Source organism: Bacillus sp. AFS012607 (assembly GCF_002558005.1).
Taxonomy (GTDB): Bacteria; Bacillota; Bacilli; order Bacillales; family Bacillaceae_G; genus Bacillus_A; species Bacillus_A thuringiensis_S.
Genome location: NZ_NTVM01000005.1, coordinates 120,577 through 143,649 on the forward strand (window position 1 = coordinate 120,577; position 23,073 = coordinate 143,649).

Consider the following 23,073-nt stretch of genomic DNA (forward strand, 5'->3'; position numbering starts at 1 on the left):
GATGGTTGAGGGATGGAAGCGAGCGCAAGCAGTATAGAACAGCAAGAAGAGAATGTTAAAGAGATTAAGAGCAGACCGCTCATTGCTTCTATTATTTTAGTAGCGGGTACAGTTTTGTTAGCTTTAAGCATGGCAGTTTCTATTTCTTTTGGGGCTGCAGATATTAGTTTAAAGACTGTATGGCAAGCTGTATTTCAGTTTGATGGATCTATTACACATCATAACGTAATTCAAGAGCTTCGCATGCCTAGAGCAATAGGGGGCGTAGTTGCAGGTGCCTTTTTAGCGGTATCAGGAGCAATTATGCAAGGCATGACGCGAAATCCACTTGCTTCACCATCGTTAATGGGGATTACAGATGGTGCAGTATTTGGAATTGCAATTATGTATGCATTTTTTCCTAATTCACCTTATTTGATGTTTGTTATTGCATCTTTTATTGGAGCTGCGTTTGGTGCAAGCATTGTATATGGAATTGGGTCTTCTTCACCAGGTGGATTAACACCTGTGAAATTAGCTTTAGCAGGTGCAGCTATTAGTGCTTTATTAGGGGCAATTTCATCTGGAATTGCATTGTATTTTAATCTTGCTCAAGAGGTGAGCATGTGGAATGCAGGCGGAGTTGCTGGAGTGAAATGGCAAAGTATTAATATGTTAGTGCCAATTGGCCTTGTTTGTCTTTTTATCGCAATTATGATGTCGAGATATATTACAATTTTGAGCTTCGGTGAAGAAATTGCGATTGGACTTGGTCAAAATACGACATTAATTAAATTTATCGGAACAGTACTTGTTCTTGTTTTAACGGGTTCCGCAGTTTCCATGGCAGGATCAGTTGGATTTGTTGGTCTTGTAATCCCGCATATGACTCGTTTCCTTGTAGGCTCGGACTATAGATGGGTTATTCCATGTTCTGCGGTCTTAGGCGGGCTGTTAATTGAATGTGCAGATATGTTATCTCGCGTTATTAACCCGCCATTTGAAACGCCAATTGGAGCAATTACAGCGCTAATTGGGGTTCCATTCTTCCTCTACTTAGCACGTAATGAAGGGAGAGGAAAGATGTGAGGACGAGTGTCTTAACAAAAAAGAACATTTCTATATTAACGATTTTAGTAGGACTAATCGTTTCTATATTTCTTATTAGTTTAAATACAGGAACTTTTAAAATACCGCCAATGGACGTATTAAAGTCATTGGTTGGAATAGGGGCTGAAGATCAGTCTGTTATTTTATTTGAATTCCGCATGCCGCGTATGGTGATTGCTATACTAGTCGGATCTGCTTTAGCGATGTCAGGTGCGATTTTGCAAGGATTATCACGAAATCCACTTGCTGATCCAGGTATTATCGGTATTAACGCTGGAGCGGGATTAACAGTTGTTATATTCGTCTACTTTTTCTTTGGAAAAGTTGGGACTGGTACATTTTTATCTGTATTTATCCTTCCATTCTTCGCGTTGGTTGGTGCAATATTAGCGGCGGTTATTATTTATTTACTAGCATGGAAAGACGGCGTTTCATCAACGAGATTAATACTAGTTGGTATCGCTGTTGCAGCCGGGTTTGGTGCTGTTAGTTTAATTTTTTCTATGAAGATGACATCTAACGATTTTCGTTTTGCTACGATTTGGTTAGCAGGAAGTCTATGGGGCACAGATTGGAAGTTCGTGCTAAGTGTACTTCCATGGATGGTTATTTTCTTGCCACTTGCTATTAGTAAGGCGCACATATTAAATGTAATGAACCTAGGCGATTCTACAGCAGTTGGTCTTGGTTTAAATGTAGAAAAGGAAAGACGTAAATTATTATTTATTGCAGTTTGCTTAGCTGGTGCATCTGTCGCTGTTGCCGGAGGAATTGGTTTTATCGGTTTAATGGCTCCGCATTTAGCGAGGCGCCTTGTTGGTGGTAAACATCAAATTATGCTGCCTACTGCTGCACTAATAGGGACGTTTTTACTCTTATTCGCAGACGTAATTTCAAGAAGCGTGTTAACAACTTCAGAAATACCGGTCGGTCTTGTTATTTCTGTAATTGGTGCACCATATTTCATATACTTACTTATGAGGACAAAATAAAGGGAGGCTTTTTGTATGGCAACTTTAGCAGTTGATGCGGTATCTGTTGGCTATAATGAAGGGTTAATTATTGATGGATTAACAGTTGAAATTCCGGAAGGGAAAATTACAACAATTATTGGACCAAATGGTTGTGGGAAGTCCACATTATTAAAAACGGCTTCTCGTATTTTGAAGGCGAAAAAAGGTACTGTTTATCTTGACGGAAAAGCAATCGAGAAACAACCAACAAAAGAAATCGCAAAGAAAATGGCGATTTTACCACAGACTGCAGAAGTGCCAACTGGCCTTACTGTGTTTGAACTTGTTTCATATGGACGTTTTCCTCATCAAAAAGGATTTGGAACGTTGAAAGAAGAGGATTATCGTTACATTCATTGGGCACTTGAAGTGACGGGAATGACAGAATTCGCAAATCGTTCAGCAGAGGCGTTATCAGGCGGGCAACGTCAACGTGTATGGATTGCGATGGCCCTTGCACAAGGAACAGAATTACTTGTATTGGATGAACCAACAACGTACTTAGATATGGCTCATCAATTAGAAGTATTAAACTTATTGAAAAAATTAAATGAAGAAGAAGGTAGAACGATTGTTATGGTTATCCATGACTTAAACCACGCTTCTCGTTTCTCAGATCATATGATTGCATTAAAAGCAGGTAAGTTAATGAAACAAGGAACGCCAGATGAAGTTATGACAAGTGAAACACTTCGCAGTGTATTTGAGATTGAAGCTCAAATCGTTCCTTGTCCAGTAAACTGTAAGCCAATTTGTTTAACATATGATTTAGCGATGATTAGTAATCAATTGCGTAAAAAAGCATAAGTAGAACCCCCTCGTGAAGAGGGGGGACTTCTAATGGACGTTGAGCTTCTTATATAAGAATGGGAAGTTGAACGCCCGTTAGAATGGGTTATTAACAACAATTAATAAATATATATAAATTAATTGTTATATTTGTTTCTTATAGTTCATTGTAACTTATAAGATAAATACAGCTAGAAGGAGTGGGAACATGAAGAATTTTAAAATGGCACTATTAGCAATGGTACTAGTTGTGACTTCTGTACTATTTGCAGCTTGTTCTAACAAAGAAGAAGAAAAGAAAGCAGATGCAAAGACTGAAGAGCGCACTGTAAAACATGCAAAAGGGGAAATTAAAATTCCTGCAAATCCAAAGAAAATTGCTGACCTTAGTGGTTCAACAGAAGAATTATTAATTTTCGGTATGAAACCGGTTATTACTGCTAATACATCTCAAGAAAAAATTGATGCACATATTGAAAAGAAACTAAAAGACGTTAAACCAGTTGGTTCTGCTTGGGGCGATAAAATTAACATCGAAGCAGTAGCTGCTGCAAAACCAGATTTAATTCTTGTAAATAATCGTCAAGAAAAGATTTATGATCAATTATCTAAAATTGCACCAACAGTTATGTTAAACACTCCATTAGATCAATGGCGTCCAAAATTCCAAGAAGTAGGTCAAATCTTCGGTAAAGAAAAAGAAACAAAAGAATGGTTCAAAAAGTATGATGAAAAAGCAAGCAAATTACATGACAAAATCGTCGCTAAAACTGGTGAAGCAACATTTATGAAAATGGCTGCATATCCAAATGCTTTCCGCGTATACGGTGACTACGGTTACGGTAGCGTAATCTTTAATGATTTAAAACTACCAGCAGTTAAAGGTACACCAACTGATAAACCGTTAGTACAAGTACAAAAAGAAGCTTTAATCGATTACAACCCAGATTACTTATTCGTATTTACAACTGGTGACGGTTCTCAGCGCTTAAAAGAATTCCAAGAAGAATCAATTTGGAAAAACATGAACGCTGTTAAAAACAACCACGTATTTACAATTAAAAATGAAGACTTAAACAAAGGTTACTTCCCACTAGGGAAAGATATGATCTTAGACGAAGTTGCTGAATTCGTTTTAGGTAAATAATGTATAAAGGAAATCACTTTTACTTCGGTAAAGGTGATTTTTTCTTTTTATAAAGGGAATTAATACAGTCTTTCATTTCTTTCTGTTTCTCATTTCGTTTATAATATAAAGTAAGAATGTAGTAAAGAAAGGGGGATGTCGGAAAGTGGTATATTTAAACGACAAACTCAGCGAAACAAAAGTGTTTAAAGACCCAGTACATAAATATGTGCACGTGCGTGATCGTGTTATTTGGGATTTAATCGGAACGAAAGAATTTCAACGCTTGCGCCGTATTAAGCAGCTTGGAACGACATTTTTTACATTTCACGGTGCAGAGCATAGTCGCTTTACTCATTCGTTAGGTGTATACGAAATTATTCGTCGTATGATTGATGATGTGTTTGATGGCAGACCAAATTGGAATGCTGAAGATAGATTGTTATGTTTATGTGCGGCATTACTTCATGATGTCGGCCACGGCCCATTTTCTCACTCGTTTGAAAAAGTATTTTCATTAGATCATGAGAAATTTACGCAAAAGATTATCGTTGGCAATACGGAGATTAATGATGTATTAAGTCGTGTTGATAAGGAGTTTCCACAAAAGGTAGCAGATGTAATTGCAAAAACGTCTACTAATAAATTAGCGATTAGTATGATTTCGAGTCAAATTGATGCGGATCGTATGGATTATTTATTAAGAGATGCTTATTTTACAGGCGTAAAGTACGGAAACTTCGATATGGAACGTATACTGCGTGTAATGCGTCCGTATGGGAATCAAGTAGTCATTAAAAATAGTGGTATGCATGCTGTTGAGCATTACATTATGAGTCGTTATCAAATGTATTGGCAAGTATATTTCCATCCGGTAACGCGAAGTGCAGAAGTTATTTTAACGAAGATTTTACACCGTGCGAAATCACTGCACGAGAAGTATTACACATTTAAAAATCATCCTGTTCATTTCTATTCTTTATTTGAAGAAGAAGTAACAGTAGAGGATTATTTAAAGTTAGACGAGAACGTTATGTATTACTACTTCCAAGTATGGCAGGAAGAAGAAGATCCAATTTTAAGCGATTTATGTCGCCGTTTTATGAATCGAAATCTATTTAAATATGTAGAGTTTACAGATAAACACGGTTTAGATAATTGGATGGAGTTAAGTAGTTTATTTAAAAAGATTGGACTTGATCCGGAGTATTATTTAGTAGTTGATTCAACATCGGACTTACCGTATGACTTTTATCGTGCAGGAGAAGAAGAAGAGCGTCTGCCAATCCTGCTTCTTATGCCAAACGGAGAGCTTAGAGAGCTTTCACGTGAATCGGATATTGTTGAGGCGATTACAGGTAAGAAAAGAACGGATCAAAAGTTATTCTATCCACATGATTTAATCTATGAAGATGGAAGAAAAGGAAAATATAAAGAGAGAATTATTGAGTTGTTAGAAGGAAAGAAATAAGAAGCAGCTAATGGCTACTTCTTATGAAAAAACTTGAAATTATTTGTCGCTTAAGCGTTTTCCGCCAACTGCATAATGGTTTTTAGACATTTCTTCGATGAAAACAACGATGTTTTCTTCAGGAGCACCAGTTGTTTCGCTTACTGCTGCTGTTACTTTCTCAGCAAGAGCTTTCTTTTGTTCTTCTGTGCGTCCTTCTAGCATTTTCACTGTTACGTATGGCATGTACAATCGCTCCTTTTATGTAAGTTACACTCTTATTATAGCGGATTATGGGGAAGAACAATCGAAAAAACAAATAATTTCTTTTTTTGACATATGGAAGAGGAGATGAAGTATGGATCAGTTATTTAGATATCCATTGCACGAAATTCCGTTGGTAGCAATGGCGATTATTATTGCATTATCCGTTCATGAATTTGCACATGCATATGTTGCATATAAATTTGGGGACGATACAGCAAAGAGACAAGGGCGTTTAACGTTATCACCGATGGCTCATTTAGACCCTATCGGTTTGATTGCAGTATTAATTCTTGGATTCGGTTGGGCAAGACCGGTTCCTGTTAACCCATATAACTTTAAAAGACCGCGTCTTGCAGGCATATTAGTTTCAATTGCAGGGCCGATTAGTAACTTAATTTTAAGTGCAATTGGTTTAATTATTTGGTATAGCTTATTAAAATTTGGTGTATTATACTCAATTCCATCTGCAGTAGCAGATACGTTAGCTCAATTTTTCCAGATTTTTATTATGCTGAATATCGTTTTACTTGTATTTAACTTATTACCGATCCCACCACTTGATGGGTATCGCGTAGTGGAAGATTTAGCACCAGCAAATATTCGCGCGAAAATGACACAGTATGAAAAATACGGGGCAATTGCGTTATTAATTCTCGTTATTACACCGCTTAGTAATTACACAATTCAACCTATTTTTCAGGTAGTTATTCCGCATGTATTTGTATTTTTAGATAGCATCATTGCGCCTATTTTTGGCCTTTTATAATTTTTAAGTGAGGAGGATTTTACATATGACAGAGAAAAAGAAAAAAATCGGTTTTAATATCGTGAAAAATGATTCAACAGATGGACATGGTGGATTTGGTGTTGGGGCATTAAGCTTAGAAAACATTTCACCTGTATTTGTTGATGTACTAGAGAAGACTGCATTCGTTGATATCGGTGCGATGCATGCGCGTAGTACAGTAGAAAAAGGTATTAAGTTTTTAACAAATAAAGATGAAGTTCCAAACGGAAAACCATTTTGGCTTGTTTGGGTAACGATTGAAAGAACTGCGACAGGTGCGTATTACGCAGGTGTAACAGCTTGTGAAATGACAGTTGACCGTGAGATTCGCCGCGGATATAAATCACTTCCAGAACACGTAAACAAAATGGATAAATCAATGAAGCGTCACATTATGGTTGACCATATGGATGAATCATCTAAAAAAGTACTTGGTACGTTCTTGAAAGAACATAATGAAGCGATTTGGAACGAATCTGGTGAAGAATTGCGCCGTGCATTATTAAGTGAATAAAAAATAGCTGACGGATGCCCGTCAGCTATTTTTTTTACCAAGGAAGATATTTTTTCCACCAACTTGTTTTTTTCTTTTCTTCAGTCGTTTTTTCAAATTCTTCTTTATCATCGACGTGATCCATACAATATTCAGTCGGTTCGGTACCTTTAGCGAAGTACATTTTCACAGAAATAGGACAATTTTTTGTAGCAATTTTACCGTTCTCTGGGTTGATATTAACCGCTACGACGTCACCTGGTTGTTTAAATTCTTTTTTTGGCTGTCCATCTAAGCCTTTCTCCATCGTATCAGTCCATATTTTCTTCGCATATCCTTGTTCTGCTACGTTTGAAATAGATTTAGGTTGATCGTATCCGACCCATACACCAGTTACGATTTGCGGAGTAAATCCGATCATCCAACTATCCGTTTCAGTAGAACCAGATTTTCCGGCATATGTTCTTGATAATTTTGATAACATCGATTGGCCAGTTACAGCAGCATAACTGCTTAGTTTCTTATTAAACATACCAGTCATCATTTCTTCCATTACAAACGCTTTGCTCTTGTCGAGAACTTGTTTACTCTCTAAATGAGCATCGTATAATATATTTCCTTCATGATCCATAATGCGGCGAATGAAAGTAGGTTTTACTTCTTTTCCACCGTTTGCGAACATGCTATAAGCGTTGACCATTTCAATTGGTTTTACTGGTGATGTACCGAGAGCTAGAGAAGGCACATCTTTTAATGCACTTGTAATTCCAAATTGTTTCGCTGTTTTTGCAAGCGCGTCATCTCCTAAAAATAAATTCGTTTTCACAGCATATATGTTATCAGAGACTGCGAGAGCTTGTGCCATCGTTACGAAATCATCGGCATAATAATCTTTATAGTTCTTCGGTTTATACTTTGAAACACCGTCACCTAAGGTGAATACAGTATATTCGCTTTTTAAGCGCGTAGCAGGTGTGAATCCTCGTTCTAATGCCGCATAATATAGAAATGGCTTAAATGTAGAACCAGGCTGACGGATGGCTTGTGTAGCCCTGTTAAATTGACTCGTAGTATAATCAGTTCCGCCAACAAGAGCAGCCACTTCACCTGTCGTTGGATTCATAGAGACGAGAGCAGTTTGTATGTTTGTTGTGTCAGGTATATGATCTTTTACAGCTTGTTCTGCTACAGCTTGTAGTTTAGGGTCTAGCGTTGTATAAATTCGCAAGCCACCTCGTTGTAAAGCTTGTTCGTCTAATCCAACATCACGAAGAAGTGAAGCTTGTACAGCATCTTGGAAATATGGTGCGACCTCTGCTACTTTTTTCGTATCTAATGAGGCAAAAGTTAGTGGCTCTTTCTTCGCTAAGGCTGCTTGTTGCTTCGTAATATATCCTTGTTCTACCATTTCATCTAATATGAGGGCTTGTCGTCCTTTAGCACGATCCTCTTTCAAAAAGGGAGAATAGACACTTGGTCCTTTTGGGATACCTGCGAGCATACTAGCTTCTGCTAATGTTAACTCTTTTGCTGTTTTATCGAAATATAGACGGGACGCAGCTTCGATGCCATAAGCGCCATGTCCGTAATAAATTGTATTTAAATATCCTTCTAAAATATGATTTTTATTATAGTTTACTTCAAGGCGGACAGTGTACATTGCCTCTAATAATTTCCGTTTCCACGTTTTATCATGATCTAAATACAGATTACGCGCGTATTGTTGTGTAATTGTACTAGCTCCTTGTACCTTTGCCATTGCTTTTAAATCAGCAACAATTGCACCTGCAATCCGTTTTAAATCGAAGCCGTGATGTTTATAAAATCTTTGATCTTCAATAGAAAGGGTCGCTTCTTTTACATAAGGTGAAATTTCATTAAGAGAGACATTGTAACGTTTTTGAATTTCGTTACTTTGTCCAATAACGGTATCATCGTTTGCGTAAAAGACGCTTGTTTGCGGGACCGCAACAGGAGGAGGTCCCATAATTTTTGCAACTATAATAATAACAAAAAAAGAAAAAACGAAGAAAAGGACGCAAGAAAACATTGCGGTGAAGAAAAGACGTTTATATTTTTTAAGTTTTGGATTCATAGTTTGATCCATCTTTTTTCAGCCCCTCATTAATACAAGCGTTATTGTATTAGTATTGAGGGTTTTCGTTTATTTTAAACAATGAAATTTCGAAAATAAAAAAGCCCCTTCCATTAAGAAAGGAGCTCAAAGGCACGTGCTGGCCAATCGGTAATGATGACATCTACACCATAATCAATCATAGTTTGTAAATCTTTGTATTCGTTAATTGTATATGGACGGAAAACATATCCTTGCTCTTGTGCTAACTGCACAAATTCTTTCGTTAATAGCTGGAAGTTTGGATGTAATCCACTTGCTTCTCTATGTTTTGCTTCGGCAATTGGATCAGCAATCGGTGTATCATATAAAATTGCTCTTGGAATTTCAGGAGCAATTTCTGCTAATAATGAAACAGAGTCATGGTTAAATGATGAAAATACAATTTGATTTGAAAGATGATATTCACGCACAAGTGCAACAACTTTTTCCTCAATATTTGGGTAATGAATAACATCTGTTTTTAATTCGATATTTAGTTGTAAGTTCGTTGTGGAAAGCCAAATGAAAACCTCGCGCAACGTTGGAATTTTTGCTTCTTGGAAAGAAGGGGCTTTATGGCTACCAGCGTCCAATGATTGTAATTCTTCTACCGTTTTTTCAGAAACAAGTCCAACGCCATTTGTTGTACGATCGACGGTTTCATCGTGAATTACGACAAGTTCACCATCTTTTGATAGGTGGACATCGAGTTCAATTCCGTGAGCGCCAATGCGTTCAGCTTCTTGGAAGGCAATCATCGTATTTTCGGGATGTGTTCCTTTTACTCCGCGGTGAGCAAAAATAAGTGGTTTACTCATATGAAAATCTCCTTATTATCTCTTTTCTTTCATTATGAAACTGCTTTAGGGAAAATACAATTGAATATGACAAACATTTACAAAAGTCTAACAGTTGCAGAAAAGTTAACGTTAACGTAAAATGTAATAATTGAGTGAAGGGAGGAATAAACATGTATAAAATTGATGAAGTAACAAAGCAAGTCGGTTTAACAAAACGTACACTTCGTTATTATGAGGAAATTGGTTTAATTCATCCCCCAGAACGTAGTGAGGGGAATATTCGTCTGTATACGGATGAGGATATTGCCAGAATTAAAAGAATTGTAGAAGCGAAAGAAGTGCTAGGAATCACACTTCAAGAAATGCAACATTTCTTATCACTAAAAGAAAGAATGGAGCAAAGAAGAAATAGCGAGAACCCTCGTGATCGTGAAGTGATTCAAGAAATTAAAGATATGCTTGAAAAACAAGTGCAAACGTTAGACGAAAAAATGGAGCAAATGCAACGTGTAAAGGCAGAACTCGAAGATAGTTTACATCGTGCAGTAACATTTTTAGAGAGCACAAAAGGAGAGTAATCAAAATGGAGAGCAAACAAAAACTAGGGAGATTGATTACAGTGGTAGCTACCTTTCTTGCCTTTTCGGGTATAGGGGTAGTTGACCCAATCTTGCCGATTATTGCTGAGAAAATTGGTGCAACGCATTGGCAAGTTGAAATGTTATTTACCGCTTATATTTTAACGATGGCAATCATGATGTTACCAGCTGGTATATTTGCATCGAGATTTGGTGATAAACGAATGATGACAATCGGTCTTGCGATTGTGACTGTATTTGCGTTTATATGCGGTATATCGCAAACGATTGCTCAATTATCTCTTTTCCGTGCTGGATGGGGATTAGGAAATGCGATGTTTTTTGCGACAGCAATGACACTGTTAATAGCATTAAGTAAAGAAGTTCATGAAGCAGTAGGATTATACGAAGCAGCTATCGGCTTAGGTATGGCTGGGGGGCCGTTATTGGGTGGAATACTAGGTGGACATTCTTGGCGTTATCCGTTTTTCGCGACGAGTATTTTAATTTTCTTAGCATTTATTTTAGTATTCTTTTTTGTAAAAGAACCAGAGCGAAAGGTGAAGCGTAAGGCTGCTGGCGTAGGGGAATTACTTAACTTAGTGAAGTATAAACCATTTATGCAAGGTGCTATTTCAGGGATGCTATACTACTACGGATTTTTTGTTGTGTTAGCATATTCACCACTTATTATGCATTTATCAGCTATTCAATTAGGCTTTGTATTTTGCGGATGGGGACTGGCGTTAGCTTACGGTTCTGCAATTTTAGCACATAAGCTAGAAGGGAAATATGAACCAAAAACATTATTGAAGGGGAGTTTACTCGTATTTGCGATTTTCTTAATTGCACTATTCTTTGTGAAAATTATGTGGTTACAAATTACTCTTATCGTTTTATCAGGATTGGCATCTGGCTTAAACAATGCATTATATACAAGTTATGTAATGGATATTTCACCTTATGAAAGATCTGTTACGTCAGGTGTTTATAACTTTGTTCGTTGGTTAGGTGGTGCGATTGCTCCAATTTTATCAGGAGTTATCGGGCACACAGTTTCACCACAAAGCCCATTTTTAGTTGGGGGAATTGTTGTGTTAGTTGGTTGTATTATGATCTTAATTCCAATTCGTAAACCAGTAGAACTAGAGACGAAAACCCTTTCTTAAGAAAGGGTTTTCTTTATACACATATGTTAGAACCCTCTGACTAAAATATATTTTCGGTATTTTTGTACTTTTAACTATACATTTTGGATGTTTTGTTTTATTTTTGTTAGGGGACATTAATGATGTCCCTATTATAAATTTGCATTGAAAGGCGTGATTGTACGATGGAACTATGGTTCACTGAAAAACAAACAAAACATTTTGGGATTACGGCGCGTATTAACCGCACATTACATACGGAGCAAACAGAATTCCAGAAACTTGATATGGTTGAAACGGAAGAGTTCGGAAACATGCTTATTTTAGACGGCATGGTTATGACAACAGAAAAGGACGAGTTCGTTTATCACGAAATGGTAGCGCACGTACCTTTATTTACACATCCAAACCCTGAAAACGTATTAGTTGTTGGCGGCGGCGATGGCGGTGTTATTCGCGAAGTGTTAAAACACCCAAGTGTAAAGAAAGCAACTCTTGTTGAAATCGATGGAAAAGTAATTGAGTACTCTAAACAATACTTACCATCAATTGCAGGCGCATTAGATAATGAGCGTGTAGAAGTAAAAGTAGGAGACGGTTTCCTACACATCGCAGAAAGCGAAAATGAATACGACGTAATTATGGTAGATTCTACTGAGCCAGTAGGCCCAGCAGTAAACTTATTTACGAAAGGTTTCTACGCTGGAATCTCTAAAGCGTTAAAAGAAGATGGTATTTTCGTTGCACAAACGGACAACCCTTGGTTCACACCAGAACTAATTACAACTGTGTTTAAAGACGTAAAAGAGATTTTCCCAATTACTCGTTTATACACAGCGAACATCCCAACTTACCCAAGTGGTCTTTGGACGTTCACAATTGGATCTAAAAAACATGATCCATTAGAAGTAAGTGAAGAGCGTTTCCACGAAATCGAAACGAAATACTACACAAAAGAATTACACAATGCAGCATTCGCATTACCGAAATTTGTTGGCGATTTAATTAAGTAAGAAATCGAGTTTGAACAAATAAAGTGTAGGTAGCTCATTTAAGGTGTTTGTCCAGAAGACTTGAACATGCTAGCTACTTACACTCCTGTAAAGAAAATCGTCTTCTTATTGTTAAAAAAGAAGACACCGGTAAATCGAGAAAGAGGAGCAGTTCGCTCCAAATTTGAGAAATAATGAAAGGTTGGGATACCTTAAGTTCCACATAAGGAGGAAAAGAATATGCGTTTTGATGAAGCTTATTCAGGTAAAGTATTTATTAAAAGTCATCCAAGTTTTGAAGAGTCAAAGGTAGTTATTTACGGGATGCCTATGGATTGGACAGTAAGTTACCGTCCAGGTTCTCGCTTTGGTCCTGCACGTATTCGTGAAGTATCAATCGGTCTTGAAGAATATAGCCCATATTTAGATCGTGAATTAGAAGAGGTAAAATATTTTGATGCGGGTGATATCCCATTACCATTCGGAAACGCACAACGCAGTTTAGACATGATTGAAGAGTATGTATCAAAACTTTTAGATGCCGATAAGTTTCCACTAGGTCTCGGCGGTGAGCACCTAGTGTCTTGGCCAATTTTTAAGGCAATGGCAAAAAAATATCCGGATTTAGCAATCATCCACATGGATGCTCATACTGATTTACGTGAATCGTATGAAGGGGAGCCTTTATCCCACTCTACACCAATTCGTAAAGTGTGTGATTTAATTGGTCCGGAAAACGTATATTCTTTCGGAATTCGTTCTGGAATGAAGGAAGAATTTGAATGGGCGAAAGAAGTAGGTATGAACTTATATAAATTTGACGTATTAGAACCGTTAAAAGAAGTATTACCGAAACTTGCTGGACGCCCAGTCTATGTCACAATCGACATTGATGTATTAGACCCAGCTCACGCTCCAGGAACAGGAACGTTAGAAGCTGGCGGTATTACATCTAAAGAATTATTAGATTCCATCGTAGCAATTGCAAATTCAAATATAAATGTAGTTGGAGCAGACTTAGTAGAAGTAGCTCCGGTCTACGACCATAGTGATCAAACACCAGTCGCAGCAAGCAAATTCGTGCGGGAAATGCTGCTCGGTTGGGTGAAGTAAAAGTGAAGCCGACTGTTTAGACCCGGTGAATAAGGTTCTTCCCTGCAAAAGGTGCTTTTTACCTTTTAGCAGGGAAGGTTCTTAGACGCAAGGGTCTAGGAGGCGTAACTGGATAGAAATAAAAGCGGAAGCGGCTCGCTCAGAATGTGTCGGTAAGTCGATATATAAAAAAATCGTCGATATAATCTTATTTACCATGGCAAGACATGAAAAAAAGAGTTATTCTCAAAAGGTGAGAATAACTCTTTTTCTTATGCAACTTTCTCTTCCGAATTAACGCCGCGAATTTCATCAGCAGAGCGGATCGGATATTTGCGGAACACAATAGATCCGATGTATCCGATAATAGTGGTAACGATTCCACATAGTACAGCAGCAATCGTTACTTTTATAACGTCATTAAATCCGAATAGGACGAGAAGACCTGGAATTGGTGATGCTGTTCCTGGTGCATTATTAACAAGCTGGAATAGCGATGTAATAATACCGGCAAGTGCACCGCCAACGAAATTTGTCATATAAATTGGAATTGGATTTGCTGAGACAACATCGGCTTGTGTTAAAGGCTCGATTGCTACAGCAATTGTATCTTTCTTTGAACAAATTTTTAATCGTTTAAAGAAAATAAAGTTCATCGGGGCTGAAGCTGCTACGGCAAGACTACCAATTGCCATTGGTAAACCTGTTAATCCAAGCATTGCAGTTAGTGCCATAGAACTCAGTGGAGAGGTAGAAATAACTGTTATTAATCCACCAAGCATAATACCCATAATGATAGGACTCTCTGTAGTTGCAACTGAAATCATAGAACCGATTTTACCAAGTGTTGCGTTAACGAGCGGATCCATAAGCATTGCCATTCCACGTGAGATTGGTGCAGCGATGAATAGGATTGCTAAAAATTCCACACCAGCTGGTAATTTCTTTTCGAGAAATTTCACGACGAAGGCACAAACGTATCCAGCGAAAAATCCTGGTAAAATACCGAATCCACTAGTAGCGATACCAATTAAAACAGCGTATACGGGGGAAACACCGATTGCTAATGCGACTAAAATCGCTGCTGCAACACCGCTCATACTACCAGAAGCTTCTCCTACTGATTGTAAAAAGTCATTGTGAAACATTTCTCCACCTATATAACGGTGAAATGCTTCAATAAGAAAACTTGCAATTGCTGCATTAGCTAAAGCACCCATCGCCTTCATTCCGTAAGGCGCACGGTAACTGAAAAGTGTAAATAGACAAAGTACAACAAGTAATAGTGCTAAACCTTGCAAGATAGCCATTTGAAAACTGTCTCCTTTGATTTTTGTAATAAAAATTCGTATCATTCAATAATAATATAAAAGTGTATGAAACGGAAAAATTTTTTCTTGGGAACTTGCTGTAAGAAAAAATCCCTTACAATAATGTAAGGATTGTGTAAGACTTTTCGATAGAGTATAGTATACCCTTTTCCGTATAATACAGGTATAGACATAACATTAGTGAGAAAGAAGTGTAAAACAGGAGGCGCATGTATGAAATTGGTCATTAAAGTTTTAGCTGTATTCGCCATTATTCTAGGGGGAACAGCGTATTATTTGAATACAAAAACAGAAGGTGTACATGCTTTTGTAGACAACTTCTTTTCAAATAAAGAAATACAAGATTATTATGCGGTCGTAGATAAAGGTGAGAAAAAAGACGGTGAGTATTTGTATACATTTAAAGGGTATACAGAGGACGGAAATCAACAAATTATTAAAAGAATGGTAAATCGTGAATTGCATGCAGGTGCTTTTATAAAAATTTATGCAAAAGGTATGCAAGGAAAAGGATGGGCTGAAATAACGAAAGAGTCAATCCCGCAAAAAGCGTTGCAAAAAATAGAAAAACCATAAAAGGAGCGACTCATTCGCTCCTTTTTTAGTACGCTAAAATAGTGATAGATGTCTTTTCTTTGTTAGAAATAATTTTTGCACGTCCACCAATTGGGAAAGTGAAAATCGGGGTTGTATGCCCGAAACTTGCGTTTGCAATAATAGGAATATGTGCAAGTTCAGGTTTTGAAGCAATCATTTCTTGAATGTCCGCTATCGTACATTCTGCTTCTTTTTGCATTCTTCCTATTACAATACCTGTTATATGTTCAAAATTAGGTTGCTGCATAAGGGAATGTAGATAGCGATCAAAAGTTTTAAGTGTCGATTTTCCTGTTAAACTGTCTTCTTCAAGGAATAAAATTTTGCCCTTTAAGTTTGGCATATATGGTGTGCCTTGTAGTAAATTAAGTGTGCTCATATTGCCACCGATAATTTCTCCTGTCGCTTCCCCCTTTTGAATTGGAACATACCCTTCATTTTTAATAAATTCTCGATTTTCCTGATCCATATACCAAGAATCATCGCTCCACGTTTCCGCCGGAATGATTTCAATAGGCTCATTAGCGGTTAAGCATTGTAAAAAGTAATCAGCCGTGTAATGGAGTCCTTTTTCCATTCCAAATGAAGAGAAGTGGGGACCTGAATATGTAACGAGACCCGTTTTTGCGTAAATTGCATTATTTAAGGCAGTAATATCAGAATAACCACAGAAAAATTTTGGGTTTTCACGAATCAAATCAAAATCGAGATATTTCAATAAACCATTCGAGTTGTATCCGCCAAGTGTAGTTAAAATAGCTTTTACATTAGGGTCTCTAAATGCTTCATGGAGGTCTTGGACGCGGGAAGAAATAGAAGAGGAAGCAAATCGATCTATCTCATCGGCATATTTTGAGAATGTCACTTGAAAGCCCATGTCAGTTAATCTTTTTATAGCAAGTTTTCTATTTTCATTTGAAACAATACTTAAACTACAGGATGGTGAAATCACGCGTATTTCATCACCCTTTTTTAACTTTGTTGGTATCATTGAATTCACCTCTATAATTAAAAGAATATTTAGATTTAAAAAATATTTTATCATATGAAATAAAGTAGAAGGGAATTATTTTTTGAAATGGAGTTTTCCTGATTTTTCAGCAGACAGACAGCGTCTTTTTTTGATATGATAGGAAAAGTGATTTATTATAAGTAGTATTTAATATCTATAACATTTGAAAGGTGTGCAAGACGTGAAGAAACAACTTGCAGGCTTGCCGGTACATGTTCATTTCGTAACAGAAATCCGTGAAGGGGCGAGGAAGGAAACCGTTGCTTTTGAAGCAAATGGTCAATACTATGTAAAAGGTCAAGGTACATATGTAACATTCCAGGAGCCGAACGAACAAGGCGAAGTGAAAACAATTATTAAAATTCAAGATGAACAAGTTCTCATTATGCGTTCAGGTGCTATTTCTATGCGTCAGACGCATGTGAAAGGTGAATGGACAACGGGTACGTATACGAGTGAACTTGGTACGTTTGCACTGCAAACGAAAACTGATAACGTTCTTTTTAAATGGTCGGATGAAAAGAAAAAAGGACAACTCTTCTTAACGTACGCATTGCTTCTAAGTGAACAAGAAGCTGGCAGATATACAATTACAATTAATTTGAAGGAGGCAAAATAATGAATTCCTTAGAACAGGTAAAAGGATTGATTAAAGAAGAAATTCAAGCTGCTGTATTAAAGGCAGAATTAGCGACAGAAGAACAGATTCCAAACGTTGTATTAGAATCTCCAAAAGATAAAACAAATGGTGACTTCTCTACAAACATGGCAATGCAACTTGCACGCGTTGCGAAAAAAGCACCTCGTATGATTGCAGAAGAACTAGTTGCAAACTTCGATAAAGCAAAAGCTTCTATTGAAAAAATCGAAATCGCTGGTCCTGGTTTTATTAACTTCTATATGGATAATAGCTACTTAACAGATTTAATTCCAACAATCGTAAACGCTGGTGAAGCTTACGGTGAAACGAACACTGGTAAAGGTGAAAAAGTACAAGTTGAGTTCGTATCTGCGAATCCAACAGGTGACCTTCACTTAGGACATGCACGTGGTGCGGCAGTGGGTGACACTTTATGTAACGTATTAGCAAAAGCAGGATACGATGTATCTCGTGAGTACTACATTAATGATGCCGGTAACCAAATTCATAATTTAGCTCTTTCTGTTGAAGCTCGTTACATGCAAGCTTTAGGTTTAGATAAAGAAATGCCAGAAGACGGTTACCATGGTGCGGATATCATTGGAATCGGTAAACGTTTAGCTGAAGAGTTTGGCGATCGTTACGCAAAAGCTGATGCTGAAGAAAGCTATGAATTCTACCGTTCATACGGTTTGAAATATGAGTTAGCAAAACTTCAAAAAGACTTAGAGAGCTTCCGTGTTAAATTTGATGTATGGTTCTCAGAAACATCATTATACAAAAACGGAAAAATCGATGCTGCACTTACTGTATTAAAAGAGCGTGACGAAATCTTTGAAGAAGGCGGAGCAACTTGGTTCCGTTCAATGACTTACGGTGATGACAAAAACCGTGTATTAATTAAAAATGACGGTTCTTACACATACTTAACGCCAGATATTGCTTACCATCGCGATAAATTAGAGCGTGGTTTCGATAAGCTAATCAACATTTGGGGTGCTGACCACCACGGTTACATTCCTCGTATGAAAGCTGCTATTCAAGCGCTAGGTTACGATAAAGAAACACTTGAAGTAGAAATCATCCAAATGGTACAACTATACCAAAATGGTGAAAAAATGAAAATGAGTAAGCGTACAGGTAAAGCAGTTACACTTCGTGAGCTTATGGAAGAAGTAGGCGTGGACGCAATGCGATACTTCTTCGCAATGCGTAGTGGTGATTCTCATTTGGACTTCGATATGGACTTAGCTGTATCAAAATCTAATGAAAACCCAGTATACTATGCACAATATGCTCATGCTCGTGTATGCAGTATCCTTCGTCAAGGTGAAGAGTTAGGATTAGCTGCAGATGGAGACGTGAATTACAAACTTGTTACTTCTGAGAAAGAAGTAGAGTTACTGAAAAAGCTTGGTGAATTCCCAGCTGTAGTTGCGGATGCAGCACAAAAACGTCTGCCACACCGCATTACAAGCTATGCATTTGAATTAGCAGCAGCATTACACAGCTTCTACAATGCAGAAAAAGTATTAAACCAAGATAACTTAGAATTAAGTAAAGCTCGTTACGAGTTAATGAAAGCAGTACGCACTACGCTTCAAAATGCATTAGCAATCGTAGGAGTATCTGCACCAGAAAAAATGTAATGAAGAAAAGCGGAGCCGACTGTTTAGTCCCGAAGGCTAAGGTTCTTTCCCACAGAAGATGCATTTTATCTTCTCGTGGGGAAGGTTCTTAGACAGAAGGGGCTAGGAGGCAGAGCTGGACATAAAGAAAAGCGGAAGCGGACTTTCGTTTTTAAATAAAAGGCAATCACATGATGTTGTGATTGCCTTTTTGTATGGAGATAATAAAAAAATAAAATTTTATCAAACAAAAGGATAATTTGCGTCGTCTTATATAAATGACAGGAGGCTTATAATGGAAGAAAAGGTAGAAGAATTAATTGATATATATAAGCAGCAAATATATTCCTTATGCTATAAGTTAGCGAAAACGAAAGAAGATGCGGAAGATATTTTTCAAGAGACGTGGATAAAGGTTTTTTCATCAAGGCATCAACTTTCCTATGTGGATAATTATAAAAAATGGATTGCTACAATTTGTGTTCGTACGTTTTATGATTTTTATCGTAAGAAAAAAAGGTGGAAAGATCGAATATTGGATTTGTTTCATAAAGAAGATGGTGGAGAAATAGATTTCGCAGATGAAGTAAATATATCAGAAGAATGTATTCAAAAAGTGGAAGCGGAAATGATACGGGAAGTTATACAGTTATTGAATGAAAAGTATAAAACTGTGCTCGTACTCTACTATTATGAACAATATTCTTATAAAGAAATGAGTGAAATATTAAATATACCGATTGGTACAGTGAAATACCGCCTTAATTATGCGAAGAAGCAAATTCGAGAACATTTGGAGGGGTTCGTTTATGACGGAAGATAAGTTTGATCAGAAGATAAAAAGTAGCTTAGCGGGAGAGATGGTTCCTAACGAAGAGCTAATAAACCATACGAAACAGAGCGTGCGAAATGCTCGAAAATTAGAAAAGAGATGGGTTGTTTTCATTCATGCTATTTGGATGATTGTATTAACAGTCACCCTAGAGCAGTTTGTTAGTCATTTGGATCATAAAATATCTGTCATTATAACGATAGTTATTATGATGCACATATACATTCCTATATATGTTGTCATACAGGCATTTTTAAAGAAGGAGTATAAATTACATGATAGGGTTCACTAATCCATTTGTAGTATTTGAGATAGCTGGGATTACAATGTTTTTGGCTTTTATAGCACTTTTAGTATGTGTAGCATCATGGGTGTATACAGATGCGAAAACGCGTGGAATAAGTAAGTGGTGGAGTGTTATAGCGATTATATTGCCATTTTTTATTGGAGTTTTGTTATATATGACACGCAGAAATAGCCGGAAAGTAGAAGGAGAATATACGATGAAGGGTATGAAAAAGCAAAAGGTAACATTAGTTGTTATATTTGCAAGTGCGATGTTTGTATTACTTAGCGGCTTTGCTTTCGTTCAAACGTTAGATGATATGTGGAGAGCTGGTGATATATATTTAGAAAATGAGAAGAAAGGGGAGACAAGTTACGAGGCAAAATTCTCATCATGGGATATTGCTGGGAAAGATATTGAACTGGAGTATGCAAAAGATACAGAAGTAACATTTTCTTATGAAACAGATGCAAAGCGTGGTAACTTATGCTTTAGCTTGTATGAAAGACAAGGAGAAGGGATAAAGGAATTAAAGGAGATTTGTGAATCGAAAAAAGGTACTTTTAAAGCTACATTAAAAGCAAATGAAAAGTATGTATTCAATATAAGTGGTTTAATGGTGAAAGATGGTTTTGTAAAAGTGAATTGGGAAGCAAAATAAAAGGCCCCTGAGAAAGGCCCCTTATTTTATTGGATTGTATAAGTAACAGAAAAACTAACAGGACTATAGTAAACGTAAGGTGCATGAAATTGAACATACATATTTCCATCTGTTTTTGCAGTGAAAATTCGGCCGTAACCATCAGAATAACGCCCAATAAGGTTATGATTTGAGTCATAAACACTGTAACTAGGAGTTTTGCTGTTAGGATGAATTGTTAGTTCTTGTCCTTTTTGAAGGAAAATAGGTTCTTGTTCAGAACTACCTCCAGTTTGCAAAGAATAAAATTTTGTAAAGCTTTGTTCTTGAGCGGCAGCAGCGACTTTTGTTTCAGGAATAAACGCGGTAGCTCCGGTAATTCCTGCTAAAGTTAACGCACCTACTAAAATCATTTTTTTCATAATAGAAAAAGCCTCCTTATTAGTTGTAATCGGTGTTGTTACAGTTAATATTGTATACGATAATGAGTAGGATAAAATATGCTTTTATGCATATATATTTTTTCTCAATAAAAGACCACTGATAAAAATCAGTGGTCTTTTATTGATTAAGCAGCTTTCTGCTCAGTTTGAGTAATAGGTTTTTGAAGCGAGTTATAAACTCCTGTTCCGATAACGTCTAATGCCATTTTCATTCGTTCAGGTGAAATGTTTTCTAATACGTTATCTTGGGGTGTATGGTATACCTTCTCGATATGATAGATTAATGGATTCCAACTATCGACACCCATCCAAATAAATAGAGCAGCAGGAATACCAGCTTCAGCAAACGGTACGTGATCACTGGAGCCAAATTTCCCTTGAAGAACGAGGTCATTATTTAATTGTTTACCTGCTTGCAAGGCAGCATCTGTTACAAAGTTTGTAGAGCCATCAGGTGTCATAGCGTATAAATTCTTTGCTTTATCATAATTTGTTGCAACCATATCAGCATTAAAGACGCCTAAAATACGGTCACGTTCTTTTTGGGATAGACTATTAACGTAATAATCCGAACCAAGTAATCCAGTTTCTTCAGAACCAAAGGTAATAAAGCGAATTTCTTTATCAGTTTCTACATTTTGAAAAGCACGAGCTAGTTCTAATACTAATCCAGTTCCAGAAGCATTATCATTTGCGCCAGGTGCTCCAACAACACTATCATAGTGCGAGCTTACAACGACTGCTTTTTCATTACCTGTACTCTTTTTTGGTTTCTTTTTTGCGATAACATTTAGAGATGTTAATTTAGATTCATGTCTCGCTTTTAGGGAAAGAATTGTTGTCTCTTTTTTAGTGATTTCTTCTTTAAATGCATTTCCTTGCGCATAAGCAAGACCAAAGACAGGGATAGATTGCTTTTTCGTTAGGCGGGGATTGAAGGTTTGTCCATAATTTCCGCGTCCGCCAATTAAACTGTATAAAAGAACACCTTTTGCACCTTTGCTAACAGCATTTTCAACTTGTTTATTATAATCTGTAACTGTCGTTCCTCTTTCAAATAAAACAATTTTACCTTTTACTTCATTTGGAATATCTTCTAATTTTGTCCCACCTTGAACAAAGATAAGGGGAGCTGTAATAGCTTCTGTAGATATTAGTGCATTAGGAGCAGCACCAGCTTGCCAATTACGTTTTGTTGATAGTGGTGATTCAATGAATCCAACGTATTGATCGGGCACCTGAAATGGCTGATATTCTACGTCATAACCCATTGATTTAAGCTGCATACCAATGTAACGAGAAGCCCATTCTTCGGATTTTGTTCCACCGGGTCGAGGCCCAATTGTTTCAGATAAGAAACGAACATGTTCAATGGCGCGGTTTGGATCAATTTGTTTTGTAATAGATGGAGTTTGTGGAACTTCTGAAGTGGAATCCGCTTTTGCTTGCCCAATTGGAGCTAAGCTAACAGCAAGTGATATAGCAAGCAAAGAGCTTACTATTTTTTGTTTCAATGATTTGCTCATTTTTTCCTCTCCTATTCTTCTATTCTCTCTGACTGACAAAAGAAGACGGATAATGACTTTATTTTACCTTTGCGTCTTTTATTTTTCAATATTCTGACATTGAGAAATAAAAACAATATATGCATATTTGCATATTTTTGAGGGAGATATGTATGCTATCATTTTAAACGAAGGTTCGCTTTCTACTCTGAAAGCCCCTACATTGCATGAATCTAGTGTACCCAAACTTTAGATTATGTAGAGGAATGGAACCACTGTAGGGTTTCATTCCTCATGTTTGAATCAGTTGATGGTAATTATGTTTCCGCATTTCATAATTATTATCAGTGATATATGTAAGGCATCCATATGAAAATACGAGGCTGTTCAAAGGTTTTCCGTACTTTTGGGCAGCCTCA

At 37.0% G+C, this 23,073-nt stretch carries 24 protein-coding genes; 17 read left to right on the top strand and 7 right to left on the bottom strand.

Annotated elements, in window-relative coordinates; translation table 11 throughout:
• Nucleotides 1–12: 12 nt before the first annotated feature.
• The 5 genes from CN409_RS03385 (at nucleotide 13) to CN409_RS03405 (ending at nucleotide 5,488) form a co-directional block, all read left to right on the top strand.
• On the top strand, nucleotides 13–1,068 hold the full coding sequence (locus tag CN409_RS03385; RefSeq protein WP_000388296.1) for a FecCD family ABC transporter permease: 1,056 nt from the start codon (nucleotides 13–15) through the stop codon (nucleotides 1,066–1,068).
• Nucleotides 1,065–2,081: a FecCD family ABC transporter permease gene (locus CN409_RS03390; protein ID WP_001260753.1), complete on the top strand. Its 1,017-nt coding sequence runs from the start codon at nucleotides 1,065–1,067 to the stop codon at nucleotides 2,079–2,081. Before CN409_RS03385 ends, CN409_RS03390 begins: the two co-directional genes overlap by 4 nt.
• A 15-nt stretch (nucleotides 2,082–2,096) precedes the next feature.
• Nucleotides 2,097–2,909: an ABC transporter ATP-binding protein gene (locus CN409_RS03395; protein WP_000212066.1), complete on the top strand. Its 813-nt coding sequence runs from the start codon at nucleotides 2,097–2,099 to the stop codon at nucleotides 2,907–2,909.
• A 190-nt stretch (nucleotides 2,910–3,099) separates the two neighbouring features.
• Nucleotides 3,100–4,038 carry an ABC transporter substrate-binding protein gene (locus tag CN409_RS03400; protein ID WP_000787726.1) on the top strand — a complete coding sequence of 313 codons (939 nt, stop codon included), beginning with the start codon at nucleotides 3,100–3,102 and terminating at the stop codon, nucleotides 4,036–4,038.
• Between the two features lie 145 nt (nucleotides 4,039–4,183).
• Entirely contained in the window at nucleotides 4,184–5,488 is a 1,305-nt protein-coding gene (locus tag CN409_RS03405; RefSeq protein ID WP_000262742.1) for an HD domain-containing protein, read from the top strand.
• Nucleotides 5,489–5,527: 39 nt separating this feature from the next.
• Here the strand turns inward: CN409_RS03405 and CN409_RS03410 are convergent, their stop codons facing one another.
• Complete coding sequence (locus CN409_RS03410) at nucleotides 5,528–5,713, bottom strand: 2-hydroxymuconate tautomerase (RefSeq protein WP_001147171.1); 186 nt, start codon at nucleotides 5,711–5,713, stop codon at nucleotides 5,528–5,530.
• A gap of 112 nt (nucleotides 5,714–5,825) precedes the next feature.
• On the opposite strand from CN409_RS03410, the gene CN409_RS03415 reads away from it, so the two are divergent.
• Together CN409_RS03415 and CN409_RS03420 are read left to right on the top strand one after the other, a co-directional pair.
• Nucleotides 5,826–6,500: a site-2 protease family protein gene (locus CN409_RS03415; protein ID WP_000372445.1), complete on the top strand. Its 675-nt coding sequence runs from the start codon at nucleotides 5,826–5,828 to the stop codon at nucleotides 6,498–6,500.
• Nucleotides 6,501–6,525: 25 nt separating this feature from the next.
• Nucleotides 6,526–7,035, top strand: coding sequence for a YwhD family protein (locus CN409_RS03420; protein ID WP_000136681.1), 510 nt, complete (start codon nucleotides 6,526–6,528; stop codon nucleotides 7,033–7,035).
• A gap of 34 nt (nucleotides 7,036–7,069) precedes the next feature.
• On the opposite strand, the gene CN409_RS03425 is transcribed toward CN409_RS03420, so the two are convergent.
• Nucleotides 7,070–9,121, bottom strand: coding sequence for a transglycosylase domain-containing protein (locus tag CN409_RS03425; protein ID WP_000372951.1), 2,052 nt, complete (start codon nucleotides 9,119–9,121; stop codon nucleotides 7,070–7,072).
• Between the two features lie 101 nt (nucleotides 9,122–9,222).
• The gene (locus CN409_RS03430; protein ID WP_000042780.1) at nucleotides 9,223–9,948 is read right to left on the bottom strand and encodes a glycerophosphodiester phosphodiesterase; all 726 of its coding nucleotides are present in this window, start codon (nucleotides 9,946–9,948) and stop codon (nucleotides 9,223–9,225) included.
• A gap of 152 nt (nucleotides 9,949–10,100) precedes the next feature.
• Here CN409_RS03430 and CN409_RS03435 point away from each other — a divergent pair, with 152 nt between their 5' ends.
• The 4 genes from CN409_RS03435 (at nucleotide 10,101) to speB (ending at nucleotide 13,761) form a co-directional block, all read left to right on the top strand.
• Nucleotides 10,101–10,508: a MerR family transcriptional regulator gene (locus CN409_RS03435; RefSeq protein WP_000276560.1), complete on the top strand. Its 408-nt coding sequence runs from the start codon at nucleotides 10,101–10,103 to the stop codon at nucleotides 10,506–10,508.
• 5 nt (nucleotides 10,509–10,513) lie between these two features.
• Entirely contained in the window at nucleotides 10,514–11,677 is a 1,164-nt protein-coding gene (locus CN409_RS03440) for an MFS transporter (protein ID WP_000444236.1), read from the top strand.
• A gap of 164 nt (nucleotides 11,678–11,841) precedes the next feature.
• A complete protein-coding gene (speE, locus tag CN409_RS03445; RefSeq protein WP_000424696.1) occupies nucleotides 11,842–12,669 on the top strand; it encodes a polyamine aminopropyltransferase in 828 nt (275 codons plus the stop codon).
• A 219-nt stretch (nucleotides 12,670–12,888) separates the two neighbouring features.
• Complete coding sequence (gene speB, locus CN409_RS03450; protein ID WP_001209831.1) at nucleotides 12,889–13,761, top strand: agmatinase; 873 nt, start codon at nucleotides 12,889–12,891, stop codon at nucleotides 13,759–13,761.
• Nucleotides 13,762–14,012: 251 nt separating this feature from the next.
• On the opposite strand, the gene CN409_RS03460 is transcribed toward speB, so the two are convergent.
• Nucleotides 14,013–15,050 (bottom strand): PTS sugar transporter subunit IIC, encoded by a 1,038-nt coding sequence (locus CN409_RS03460; RefSeq protein WP_000996325.1) that lies wholly within the window; start codon nucleotides 15,048–15,050, stop codon nucleotides 14,013–14,015.
• Nucleotides 15,051–15,284: 234 nt separating this feature from the next.
• Here CN409_RS03460 and CN409_RS03465 point away from each other — a divergent pair, with 234 nt between their 5' ends.
• A complete protein-coding gene (locus tag CN409_RS03465) occupies nucleotides 15,285–15,647 on the top strand; it encodes a YxeA family protein (protein WP_000779933.1) in 363 nt (120 codons plus the stop codon).
• Nucleotides 15,648–15,672: 25 nt separating this feature from the next.
• Here CN409_RS03465 and CN409_RS03470 read toward each other — a convergent pair whose 3' ends face one another.
• Nucleotides 15,673–16,659 carry a S66 family peptidase gene (locus CN409_RS03470; protein WP_000613237.1) on the bottom strand — a complete coding sequence of 329 codons (987 nt, stop codon included), beginning with the start codon at nucleotides 16,657–16,659 and terminating at the stop codon, nucleotides 15,673–15,675.
• A 202-nt stretch (nucleotides 16,660–16,861) separates the two neighbouring features.
• On the opposite strand from CN409_RS03470, the gene CN409_RS03475 reads away from it, so the two are divergent.
• The 5 genes from CN409_RS03475 to CN409_RS03495 all read left to right on the top strand — a co-directional run bounded on the left by CN409_RS03475 (nucleotide 16,862) and on the right by CN409_RS03495 (nucleotide 20,727).
• Nucleotides 16,862–17,299 carry a YwiB family protein gene (locus tag CN409_RS03475; RefSeq protein WP_000744343.1) on the top strand — a complete coding sequence of 146 codons (438 nt, stop codon included), beginning with the start codon at nucleotides 16,862–16,864 and terminating at the stop codon, nucleotides 17,297–17,299.
• The gene (gene argS, locus CN409_RS03480) at nucleotides 17,299–18,969 is read left to right on the top strand and encodes an arginine--tRNA ligase (RefSeq protein WP_001086463.1); all 1,671 of its coding nucleotides are present in this window, start codon (nucleotides 17,299–17,301) and stop codon (nucleotides 18,967–18,969) included. The genes CN409_RS03475 and argS overlap by 1 nt, the downstream gene beginning before the upstream one ends.
• A 274-nt stretch (nucleotides 18,970–19,243) precedes the next feature.
• Entirely contained in the window at nucleotides 19,244–19,771 is a 528-nt protein-coding gene (locus tag CN409_RS03485) for an RNA polymerase sigma factor (protein WP_000391648.1), read from the top strand.
• Nucleotides 19,758–20,072: an anti-sigma factor gene (locus CN409_RS03490; RefSeq protein ID WP_097980927.1), complete on the top strand. Its 315-nt coding sequence runs from the start codon at nucleotides 19,758–19,760 to the stop codon at nucleotides 20,070–20,072. The genes CN409_RS03485 and CN409_RS03490 overlap by 14 nt, the downstream gene beginning before the upstream one ends.
• A complete protein-coding gene (locus CN409_RS03495) occupies nucleotides 20,056–20,727 on the top strand; it encodes an ABA4-like family protein (RefSeq protein ID WP_097980928.1) in 672 nt (223 codons plus the stop codon). Before CN409_RS03490 ends, CN409_RS03495 begins: the two co-directional genes overlap by 17 nt.
• Before the next feature lie 26 nt (nucleotides 20,728–20,753).
• On the opposite strand, the gene CN409_RS03500 is transcribed toward CN409_RS03495, so the two are convergent.
• A complete protein-coding gene (locus CN409_RS03500; protein ID WP_000738257.1) occupies nucleotides 20,754–21,128 on the bottom strand; it encodes a hypothetical protein in 375 nt (124 codons plus the stop codon).
• Nucleotides 21,129–21,274: 146 nt separating this feature from the next.
• Nucleotides 21,275–22,675 carry a M28 family metallopeptidase gene (locus CN409_RS03505; protein WP_000045707.1) on the bottom strand — a complete coding sequence of 467 codons (1,401 nt, stop codon included), beginning with the start codon at nucleotides 22,673–22,675 and terminating at the stop codon, nucleotides 21,275–21,277.
• Nucleotides 22,676–23,073 lie beyond the last annotated feature (398 nt).

Coding starts and splice junctions, on each gene's coding strand:
- argS (WP_001086463.1), top strand. CDS start 17,299: ATGAATTCCTTAGAACAGGTAAAAGGATTGATTAAAGAAGAAATTCAA.
- CN409_RS03430 (WP_000042780.1), bottom strand. CDS start 9,948: ATGAGTAAACCACTTATTTTTGCTCACCGCGGAGTAAAAGGAACACAT.
- CN409_RS03500 (WP_000738257.1), bottom strand. CDS start 21,128: ATGAAAAAAATGATTTTAGTAGGTGCGTTAACTTTAGCAGGAATTACC.
- CN409_RS03410 (WP_001147171.1), bottom strand. CDS start 5,713: ATGCCATACGTAACAGTGAAAATGCTAGAAGGACGCACAGAAGAACAA.
- CN409_RS03385 (WP_000388296.1), top strand. CDS start 13: ATGGAAGCGAGCGCAAGCAGTATAGAACAGCAAGAAGAGAATGTTAAA.
- CN409_RS03395 (WP_000212066.1), top strand. CDS start 2,097: ATGGCAACTTTAGCAGTTGATGCGGTATCTGTTGGCTATAATGAAGGG.
- speB (WP_001209831.1), top strand. CDS start 12,889: ATGCGTTTTGATGAAGCTTATTCAGGTAAAGTATTTATTAAAAGTCAT.
- CN409_RS03505 (WP_000045707.1), bottom strand. CDS start 22,675: ATGAGCAAATCATTGAAACAAAAAATAGTAAGCTCTTTGCTTGCTATA.
- CN409_RS03460 (WP_000996325.1), bottom strand. CDS start 15,050: ATGGCTATCTTGCAAGGTTTAGCACTATTACTTGTTGTACTTTGTCTA.
- CN409_RS03440 (WP_000444236.1), top strand. CDS start 10,514: ATGGAGAGCAAACAAAAACTAGGGAGATTGATTACAGTGGTAGCTACC.
- CN409_RS03470 (WP_000613237.1), bottom strand. CDS start 16,659: ATGATACCAACAAAGTTAAAAAAGGGTGATGAAATACGCGTGATTTCA.
- CN409_RS03420 (WP_000136681.1), top strand. CDS start 6,526: ATGACAGAGAAAAAGAAAAAAATCGGTTTTAATATCGTGAAAAATGAT.
- CN409_RS03425 (WP_000372951.1), bottom strand. CDS start 9,121: ATGGATCAAACTATGAATCCAAAACTTAAAAAATATAAACGTCTTTTC.
- CN409_RS03495 (WP_097980928.1), top strand. CDS start 20,056: ATGATAGGGTTCACTAATCCATTTGTAGTATTTGAGATAGCTGGGATT.
- CN409_RS03415 (WP_000372445.1), top strand. CDS start 5,826: ATGGATCAGTTATTTAGATATCCATTGCACGAAATTCCGTTGGTAGCA.
- CN409_RS03435 (WP_000276560.1), top strand. CDS start 10,101: ATGTATAAAATTGATGAAGTAACAAAGCAAGTCGGTTTAACAAAACGT.
- CN409_RS03485 (WP_000391648.1), top strand. CDS start 19,244: ATGGAAGAAAAGGTAGAAGAATTAATTGATATATATAAGCAGCAAATA.
- CN409_RS03490 (WP_097980927.1), top strand. CDS start 19,758: ATGACGGAAGATAAGTTTGATCAGAAGATAAAAAGTAGCTTAGCGGGA.
- CN409_RS03465 (WP_000779933.1), top strand. CDS start 15,285: ATGAAATTGGTCATTAAAGTTTTAGCTGTATTCGCCATTATTCTAGGG.
- speE (WP_000424696.1), top strand. CDS start 11,842: ATGGAACTATGGTTCACTGAAAAACAAACAAAACATTTTGGGATTACG.
- CN409_RS03400 (WP_000787726.1), top strand. CDS start 3,100: ATGAAGAATTTTAAAATGGCACTATTAGCAATGGTACTAGTTGTGACT.